At 36.0% G+C, this 8,636-nt stretch carries 10 protein-coding genes; 8 read left to right on the top strand and 2 right to left on the bottom strand.

What is annotated here, in order from left to right:
- Positions 1 to 1,406: 1,406 nt before the first annotated feature.
- The gene (locus DSM106972_RS19840; RefSeq protein WP_127082336.1) at positions 1,407 to 1,610 is read left to right on the top strand and encodes a hypothetical protein; all 204 of its coding nucleotides are present in this window, start codon (positions 1,407 to 1,409) and stop codon (positions 1,608 to 1,610) included.
- A gap of 401 nt (positions 1,611 to 2,011) precedes the next feature.
- Positions 2,012 to 2,509 carry a NucA/NucB deoxyribonuclease domain-containing protein gene (locus DSM106972_RS19835; RefSeq protein WP_158632850.1) on the top strand — a complete coding sequence of 166 codons (498 nt, stop codon included), beginning with the start codon at positions 2,012 to 2,014 and terminating at the stop codon, positions 2,507 to 2,509.
- A gap of 298 nt (positions 2,510 to 2,807) precedes the next feature.
- On the opposite strand, the gene DSM106972_RS19830 is transcribed toward DSM106972_RS19835, so the two are convergent.
- Positions 2,808 to 3,611 carry a 3'-5' exonuclease gene (locus DSM106972_RS19830; RefSeq protein ID WP_127082334.1) on the bottom strand — a complete coding sequence of 268 codons (804 nt, stop codon included), beginning with the start codon at positions 3,609 to 3,611 and terminating at the stop codon, positions 2,808 to 2,810.
- A gap of 574 nt (positions 3,612 to 4,185) precedes the next feature.
- On the opposite strand from DSM106972_RS19830, the gene DSM106972_RS19825 reads away from it, so the two are divergent.
- The 6 genes from DSM106972_RS19825 to DSM106972_RS19805 all read left to right on the top strand — a co-directional run bounded on the left by DSM106972_RS19825 (position 4,186) and on the right by DSM106972_RS19805 (position 7,678).
- Positions 4,186 to 4,419, top strand: coding sequence for a hypothetical protein (locus tag DSM106972_RS19825; protein ID WP_127082333.1), 234 nt, complete (start codon positions 4,186 to 4,188; stop codon positions 4,417 to 4,419).
- A gap of 26 nt (positions 4,420 to 4,445) precedes the next feature.
- The gene (locus DSM106972_RS19820) at positions 4,446 to 4,712 is read left to right on the top strand and encodes a hypothetical protein (protein ID WP_127082332.1); all 267 of its coding nucleotides are present in this window, start codon (positions 4,446 to 4,448) and stop codon (positions 4,710 to 4,712) included.
- Positions 4,713 to 5,011: 299 nt separating this feature from the next.
- The gene (locus DSM106972_RS19815; protein WP_127082331.1) at positions 5,012 to 5,659 is read left to right on the top strand and encodes a ribonuclease III domain-containing protein; all 648 of its coding nucleotides are present in this window, start codon (positions 5,012 to 5,014) and stop codon (positions 5,657 to 5,659) included.
- 840 nt (positions 5,660 to 6,499) lie between these two features.
- Entirely contained in the window at positions 6,500 to 6,649 is a 150-nt protein-coding gene (locus DSM106972_RS51455; RefSeq protein WP_158632849.1) for a hypothetical protein, read from the top strand.
- Positions 6,650 to 7,022: 373 nt separating this feature from the next.
- Positions 7,023 to 7,373 (top strand): KilA-N domain-containing protein, encoded by a 351-nt coding sequence (locus tag DSM106972_RS19810; protein ID WP_127082330.1) that lies wholly within the window; start codon positions 7,023 to 7,025, stop codon positions 7,371 to 7,373.
- Between the two features lie 68 nt (positions 7,374 to 7,441).
- On the top strand, positions 7,442 to 7,678 hold the full coding sequence (locus tag DSM106972_RS19805; RefSeq protein ID WP_233786932.1) for a hypothetical protein: 237 nt from the start codon (positions 7,442 to 7,444) through the stop codon (positions 7,676 to 7,678).
- 263 nt (positions 7,679 to 7,941) lie between these two features.
- Here DSM106972_RS19805 and DSM106972_RS19800 read toward each other — a convergent pair whose 3' ends face one another.
- Positions 7,942 to 8,535: a hypothetical protein gene (locus tag DSM106972_RS19800; RefSeq protein ID WP_127082328.1), complete on the bottom strand. Its 594-nt coding sequence runs from the start codon at positions 8,533 to 8,535 to the stop codon at positions 7,942 to 7,944.
- Between the last annotated feature and the right edge of the window lie 101 nt (positions 8,536 to 8,636).

The raw sequence follows: 8,636 nt of genomic DNA, 5'->3' as shown, positions 1-8,636 counted from the left end.
AGTCGTATTTGAAGAAACTCTGCGCTCCCACTTGACCGCTATTCCTTGCCCAAAGCCAATTTAAGATGCGTTTGCCCTGGCTATCTGCTTAATCTCACGTTCAAGATTTGACATTAATGCTGCAAGAATGTCAGCACGCATAATAATGTCTTCTTGGGAAGATAATTTTTTTGACATTTCATAAAAACCAAACTACTTTATTCGCGAACTTCATGCGCGAATATAATTAGATTATTATGAAAATACTTCTAGAGGTTGAGAATTAACTAAAAAATATAAATCTTCATGAAAATAAATACTTGTTTGAACAATAATTATAGTAATAATTATCAAGTTTCTAGGATACTCTTCAGGCGCCTAAAACTAAAATACACAACCTATTTTTATAAGCTTTAATTATGTACTAGGTGCTTTTAGTTACATTTGTATACGGGTATCCACAGCGTTCAGAAAAACTTTGGGATTTACTGAATGTTTGATATATTGAACATTATATTTTCAGCAAAAATTTTTAGCCATCAGGAAATATTCGTAGAAATTCCTTGGCACCGTCATAATGCTGATTTTTATAGTTCAAAACGTTGACACCCTGTAAGTTTGTAGCAAAAGTCTTGTATTAGAAATATCTTCTACTCTAAATACAATTTAATTTGTAGCTATTCTAAGTAATTCTATTAAAAGTAAAATTACTGAGTTAATTCGCGCTTATCACCAAATAATCAGTGCTTATTTATTTGATTATTTGGTAAAATCTAGTTCAAACATTGACCACTGATGATGAATACGCTTCTTACACACGACGTAAAGTATTGGTAAGCAAGCTAAATACTATCGATTCTTAATTAATACTCTATCAAACTAGTTAAAAGCCAGCACATTTGCTGAGTTTTCGCAAGCTTGTTAAGTATGTAGAATAATATGTTGTTTGATCTGTTCCCAGTTTAAATGAAAATTCTTATATTAGCTGTAATACATGTTACACGCAAATAAATAGACATTAATCTATACTACGTACTTATACAGGGAAATAATACAGGCACCTGATTCACAGCACAATAATAAGCCTACTGTGAACAATATGCGGATAACCTGGTCTCGTTCTAGGAAAAACCTATGACCAGAGAAAAGTCTTTAGAACAAATATACGCATTTTAAAGCGTTGAACATTTTATATTGCTTCCAAAGCGCCACCATATAAATATCTAGGCGTTTTTAAACAATGCTGTATGAAAGCTACTCACGCATAATATATAGATATACTCAGTTCTTCACTGAAATTCTTGAGTGCTTATCGAAAGATTAACGACTTGCACGCGTAACCTACTGTCTGACCTACAACGACGACTCTCCAAGCAGGCGCCTGCAAGCAACACTTCCGCTCATTATTGTTAAAAGTACAAACTGCTTTGACCCAAGCTAACCAATTTGAGGAAGAATCAGCAGAAGCAGAAGCCAAAGAGCGAGTGCTATTGACAATTAAGGAAGTTAACCTGCGTACCTACGAAAAAGACATCAAGGTAATTTGGGACAAGTTCACTGATAGTAAAGACATCGGCGCCTTGCTAACAGAACTTGATGAGTTATTCGTTGACCAGCAACTATTTAATTAAATACAGTGTATTTTACTTCACTCCAAGGCGCCATTTATCAGAGACATAAAGCTGTAACCACCTAAGCGTAACTTATACCAGTTACACAGGCGCCATCACTAATAAATACTTAGATACTTAAATCTTCAAGTACTTAGTAATAGGTACCTATAACAATCAATTGACACTATGTAGATGAACACTCTACCTTTATTGTCGAAAATTAGCTTTACTAAGACTTGATATAAAATTAGTCTTTTATTTAAAAATGTTTATTCTTTTCAAAGGAATTAATGGTTAAAATATAAGTAATATTACTGAAGTTTAAGCTCTTTATGAAATCCCATTTTCATAATTTATTTTCAAAGCGTAATTTTTACAAAAGGATAATTCTTACTATCTGTTTATGCTTAGGATTAATCTTGGCTTTGGCAGATGGAGAACTAGCTTTATCAAAAACAAACAAAGAATTCCCAGTGATGACCATTAACGCGCTCGATCTTCCTTGTATTGGAGCGCATATTAGGTACGCTCAAAGCAGGAATAGACCTTCACTGTTAACTTATAGCGGTCCAAACAAAAGCAAAAACAATAGACAAGAAGCTTGCAGCAGTTTCAGAAATAATCACTTATCAAAAATCAATCGGCGCCGAGGAGTAACAGATGCTCGGAAAAAAGAATTTCGAGATATAGCGTTAACTTGTGACGAATATCCATTTGCCAGCACAGTTCAGGGAGGCGTCGGAGCTTCTGTATGGGGAGTACCTAAACGTGAACAAGATAAACAAGACGATGTAATTCGTAACTTTTATAATGCCAATAAAATGACTGGTGGAGAAGAGTTTAGGGTTGAAGTCATCAATTACAAAGAATGTACTGATTCGTTTTACATTTCGGAGCCTTTCAAAATACGTTGGTAAAAGCTCAGTTCATGCTTCCACCCGCAGGTAATGTAGGCGTCATGCTTTGTGTCGCCCCACTTATATATTGAACTCGCGATAAGGCGCCCACACCTATAAACACCTAAATACTTAATCTAGATGTTCATACGGCGCCGTCACAGACAAATAGAACCCATGTATTATATATTCGTTATACAAGTGGACATAAAAATTATGAACGCGCAGGCGCCTACGTTTATCAATATCCTTCTAAATTGGAAATAAAAGAGCAAGCTTGTAATCGGCACCCACCCCAAACAACAGGTGCCCACAAAAACTATTGGTTCTTCATAGCTTCCACTACTCGCTTCACGGCTTTCTTCGTGAATAAAGAGAAATCACCTTTAATAATCCAATCCAAATAGCCAGGGTCGGTTGCATAAACCTCTGCTAAAGTTTTGCCATTGTACTTGCCGAAAGCAAGTGTCTCTACATGTGAATCGTTGTAAACTATTCTTCTCGTAGGGTCGAGTAAATCAAACGGTGTAAAACCAGCTAAAGCATCCATATCGTTTTGGATTGGATGATATGAATTACCGTTATTGTCTTCTAGCTCAACATTCTCATACCTTTGAAGCTGTGATTTGAACACCTCATAAGTCGCGCGTATATCGTTTGCAGCATTATGGGCGCCGTCTAACTCCTGACCACAGTAAAACTTGTATGCTGCTTTCAGGTTACGAGGTTCCATCTTATGGAAAATGGTTTGAACATCGATAAACTTCCTACCTTCAAGCTTAAAGTCTATTCCTACACGTAGAAACTCAGCTACCAGTAGGGGGATATCAAATTTATTTGAGTTGTATCCTGCGATGTCGCAATCTTCAATAAAATACATGATTCCATGAGCAACATCAAAAAATGTCTTTTTCTCAAGTACATCTTTATCATAAATCCCATGCACTTGCGAAGCTTCGAGAGGTATGGGAATAGTTGGGTTAAGTATTTGTTGTCTTAGTTTATCTGTACCACCTGGAAATACCTTTAAAACCGCTATTTGTACGATGCGGTCAGTAGATATATTTACTCCAGTTGTTTCTAAATCAATAAATGCGAGTGGGCGTGCTAAATTTAATTTCATCTAGGGTATAACCTTTAAATATAAATAGTCAATTGATTTGAATTATTTGAGTTATAAAAAACAAGCATTCTTCGGAATGCAGATAGCTTGTATTTCTAATTCTTCAATACTTGAATACAACTATTAAATTTAAGTTCAGTCAAATAATCCAAATTTTTTTCACATACATACCACGGTAACAAATCTATTGTTCTGTCTCATGTATATAACTTAAAGCCATATAATTTTATTCGTAAAGTTTATATAAAATGTACATCAAGGTTTTTTGAATAAAATCTGCTGAAATAAAAATTCATATATGGCTATTAAAGGCGCCTATTACTCAAATAATTAGTAATGATTTACTTGAATATTCAAGCTTTGATTGCTGCTGGTTTATAGCAGGCGCCTATACACAGATACTTTTTAAGCATATAAATACATATGAACTTAATCAGCAGCGCCGTTTAACAAACTTGAACTATCAAGGCGAGTTAATTTACAAACAATACTCTTAACTATTGACCATGTATTAAAGAGTTGAGTGTTGATTTTGTAATGCAGGCGCCACAATTAATTAGCAATCAGTGAATTGGTGCCGACGTTCATAAACCTGTGTCTTTACATGGCGCCTGGTATGAGCGCTCCGGTAGTGAAATATTTCAAAACACATCGTATTTCAACATTGGCATTAGCAAGTTACCTTTATCAGGCTGCTTTTAAGACTTTATATTTGTTGCTGATAGATTTTGATATTGTTTATCATGTATCTAATACTACTCGTTGGTGGGCATCTAACCGTTTGAAGAAGTCGAACAACAAAGCGTAAATAGTTCTATCATTGCTTTTTTATTAATGAACCACAAAACTTTAAACTACATTTTAGTAATTGTTGCAGTACTTGCCGCAGTGAATGGTTATTTTATTGGTTACGGGAAAGGTTACACGCAGTTAGCCATTGACGAAAAAGATTCTATTAATAAGTGTATGAAGAGAAATATAGAAACAGCAGCAATTAGCAACGCGAATGATTACCGAGCTTTTTTGAGCAGCGGTTCCCTTGGTGTGCTTTTTTGTTTTACGGAAAGCCAAGAGAAGTTAAAAAAAACATCCTCTCAGTAGTTTTCCAGCTTTCGTATTTTTCTGATTGTAATTATTTATACTTTATTAGGCAGAACTATAACCTTTTGTTTAAATCACATAAAAATTATGGGCGTGCAGGCGCCACTCCAGAACTGAAGGACTCCAGGCGCCTAAACTGTATCAATTGAAAATTGTTCTCATTCTTATGCATTTTCCCGGATTGAGGAGTAATCTTCCCGTAACTAATACGCAGCGCAAGTGATGTATCATTCGCCGCGCGCTTCGTGTTTCCTAATTAAAGGCGCCATTTGTAATTCATAGAACAATATCTTAAGACAATGGTACAATTTCATTACTCTACTACTAAACGTGAGCAAGATATTCAAGCATTTCTAAAAATCATTGGTATCTCAGATTTAAATAAAGAACTAATCGAAATAAGTTTAATGCATCCGTCATACTTACATGAGTTAACTATAGATAAAGAGAAAAAAAAATTACAAGAAAAAGAGTACAGGCGACTAGCTCACCTGGGAGATGCCATAATTGGCGCCGTTGTTACGGATTATTTATATGAACAATACTCAGATTTAGCAGAGGGCGAACTAACTCAACTTAAACAACAACTGGTAAATAAAGTAAAATTATCTAAGTTCGCTTATCAAATAAAGTTACATCAATATTGCTTATTAGGTAAAAGTTTAAAAAGAAGTATTTTAAATAGGCAAGGAAAGCTTTTTTCAGAAATGTTTGAAGCTGTATTCGGTGCCATTTATTTAGGGTTAAAGCGTGACTTTTCTCTTTCTAAGTCATGGTTGATTGAAAACTTGCTTGCAAGTACATTAGATAAGGTTATTGATTTAGACGAAACAGATGATGAATATGAAGATTACGATTATGTTTTAACTACTAGAGAATACCTAGACCCGATTAAATTAAAGGACTTTCCTGATTATAGATGGGCGCCTGATAATGACGATGACTAACGCGCTTTAGAGTTTATATGAGGTGAAACAGGCACCAATTTAACAAATACTTAGATACTTAAATACCTAAGTATTTAGTCGCGGGCGTCACTGTATATTCACATATTAGGGTGCGCTCGGCAATACAAAACGCCTATAAATGCACCCTAAGTAATTTATACTTATAAAACAAAAATATTATTCGCTTGGACTCTGCGGCGCCTGTAGTGTTTGAAAATACTAACTGTTGTCAGGGCGCCTTCATTTCAAGGCATATGTCCAAACAACTTTGTTTAGATACGGGAATTTCCGTAACTATCCAACGCAAACCATAAAGATAGATATTGATGAAAGGCACCTTCATCCCAAAATATATTAAAACAAATGTACGATTATGTTTTGGATACGGGATTTCCCGCATCTATAAGTCAAGTCAGATGTAACGTGAAATCAACTCTAATCCTTTCACAGAAGGGAATAATTATTTTTTATGTGCTACGTTGTTCATGTTTATTAGGGTGCGCTCCGCAATAAAAAATGCCTATAAACGCACCCTAAGTAATTTGTCTTTATAGAGCAAGTGTATTACTATAGGTGAAGCGATGCTTGTGGTGTCTCAAAATATTTACTGCTTGTAGGGCGCCTTCATTCTAAGGTACATACTAGAACGAACATACTACTTTGCTTGGATACGGGATTTCCCGCATCTAAGAGTGCTTGTCCGATGTAACGTGCAAATCAACTCTAATTCTTTCACAGAAAAGAATTGATTATTTTTTCATGCGTTAGATTGTTCATGTTTATTAGGGTGCGCTCCGCAATAGAAAATGCCTATAAACGCACCCTAAGTAATTTATACTTATGAAACAAATATATTATTTTCAAGACGAAGTGGGCAGGAACGTGCCTCAAAATACTAAGACATGGTGGGCACCTTCATTTCAAGGTGTATGTCCAAACAAATCACAAATTATCCTTATGGTAATGAGTGGCGCCACATCCAGTATTTAAAAATTTGATGAAAATAGTTCATAGCATATTTCTATATATGTGGTGATAGAGCATAAGCTTATATAAAAATTATCAATAGTCAGGTGTAAGTAACGGCGCTTTGCATTGATTCTTTGTATGTATGGCTTACAAATTTAATTCATAAACAGTGAGCGGTCTTTTTTGCAATCATTAATTTTAAACAAGTATAGGTCAGAGTTTGAAGTTAAATTAGTATTAGTTTAAAAATATCTTTTTTTAAAAGTAAAATATTATAAGCTCTGAAAAAACAATCAATAAAAGCTTTAAAATTAAATAATAAAAAACCTCTCGCGGGATGGCTGCTGCAAACAGCCTTAATCCCCAGAGGTAGTACGTTACATGACTAACGCACATGACTATCATACTTCACGATGTTAATGGGTTGCAGATTGGGCAACGCAGTGAGGATGGCTATATCAACCTCACAGGAATAGCGAAAGCAAGCAACAAAAAGTTGAACGATTATTTAAGACTCAATAGTACCAAAGCATTGGTAAATGAGCTTTCCATGAATACAGGAATTTCTATACCCGATTTAGTTTCAACGAAAAAAGGTAAGCCTGTTGACTTACAAGGGACTTGGGGGCATCCTCAAGTAGCCATAAGCTGTGGACATTGGTCAAGTCCCCAGCTTGCAATCTTGGTAACTAGATGGGTAATTGATTTGGATGTTTCTATAAAGCTAGCCATCAGAATTCCATAACTGAGCAAACAGAAGAAAAGCAGGATGATTGTAAGACTGTAGAGAAGCTCTTACAACAAGCAGCACAGATGTCTAAAACTCAACTAGAAGAGTTATTGAGTTGTTTGAAAGCTTTATTGGAAGCGCTTGATAATCCAAGTGATGAAGACAGCGATAAAGATAAACCTTCAGGTGGTTCCCGTGGAGGCGCCTCCATTGAGTGGAAACTGATAAATGGCTATGGACCATATCCTTACTTGCGCTTTCGTCACGATGGAAAATACCGCAGTTATTACTTGAAGAATTTAGCTTCCGACTCTAAGTAGACATTCAGGGGCGCCATCTCCAAAGGGTGCCATATTAGGGTGCGTTCAATGACATTTTTTGTGGCGGAGCGCACCCTAATAATGATTCATCAGTTGCTAGCTATGAAGGCTTAACGCGAGTTCTGTAGCGCAGGAGATTGAGGAAAGGCGCCTCCACTCCTAAAATATATTGAACCCATGTACAAAGATTTATGGATACGGGATTTTCCGCATCCAAGAAAAACAACTTATGAATTGAAAGTAGTCTTTCCTTTAGTTTCTACTCAAGCTCTAAAAATGAATGGCACTTGATAACACTCTGGGTCTGAATCATAATCATCGACAGTAAAATTTAGCGCAGGTTCAAGCAAGAATTGTTCTTGTTCGGCGATTACTTCCCAATCTTCTTGGTTCGCTAGGTAAGCATCGTGCCATTGCTCGAAGTCGTTTAAACGTTCAGATTGTTCACGTTCGGACAATCTAAATGCTCGACGACTTTGGTCGATTCGATACTGGCGCCAACCAGAAACCAGTAATGCAGCCGCTTTTTTATTGCCTCGTTCTGCTTCTACTGCAACAAGAATATCTAGGTCGTCACCTGAAATTGTTTCTGCTATGGTGGTGCCCCGTTTACCTTCACGCTTAACTGATACTCGTTGACTCCAACCCGTATAACCCTTATCTAGCAATAGTTTTAATAACTCTGGAGTCTTAGACTCCAATCCGTTAATCCATGTGCTTTCTTTTCTTAGCAACCTTGCGGCGCCTGTTTTGCTATAACGGATTTCACCTGAAGAGAGCAGAAAAGCATCAATAGTTATGTTATTCCCGAATTGGACAAAACCTTGTAATGCTGGTAGTGCCTTTACAGTGTTCATGATATTTTTCCTTATTCTTCAAATTAGTTGACTGAGTTTTGTGGGTACCATGTAGTATTGATACAGTTATAGTTGGACATTTGTCCGCATTTGTACTAATA

Origin of the sequence: Dulcicalothrix desertica PCC 7102, assembly GCF_003991905.1 — a bacterium.
Classification (GTDB): domain Bacteria; phylum Cyanobacteriota; class Cyanobacteriia; order Cyanobacteriales; family Nostocaceae; genus Dulcicalothrix; species Dulcicalothrix desertica.
The sequence above is the reverse complement of the archived record's forward strand: the minus strand, read 5'-3'. Positions and strand labels throughout refer to the sequence as shown.

Excerpts from the sequence above, each read along its gene's own strand:
- DSM106972_RS19830 (WP_127082334.1), bottom strand. The coding sequence starts at position 3,611 with ATGAAATTAAATTTAGCACGCCCACTCGCATTTATTGATTTAGAAACA.
- DSM106972_RS19820 (WP_127082332.1), top strand. The coding sequence starts at position 4,446 with ATGAACCACAAAACTTTAAACTACATTTTAGTAATTGTTGCAGTACTT.
- DSM106972_RS19815 (WP_127082331.1), top strand. The coding sequence starts at position 5,012 with ATGGTACAATTTCATTACTCTACTACTAAACGTGAGCAAGATATTCAA.
- DSM106972_RS51455 (WP_158632849.1), top strand. The coding sequence starts at position 6,500 with ATGAAACAAATATATTATTTTCAAGACGAAGTGGGCAGGAACGTGCCT.
- DSM106972_RS19810 (WP_127082330.1), top strand. The coding sequence starts at position 7,023 with ATGACTATCATACTTCACGATGTTAATGGGTTGCAGATTGGGCAACGC.
- DSM106972_RS19805 (WP_233786932.1), top strand. The coding sequence starts at position 7,442 with ATGTCTAAAACTCAACTAGAAGAGTTATTGAGTTGTTTGAAAGCTTTA.
- DSM106972_RS19800 (WP_127082328.1), bottom strand. The coding sequence starts at position 8,535 with ATGAACACTGTAAAGGCACTACCAGCATTACAAGGTTTTGTCCAATTC.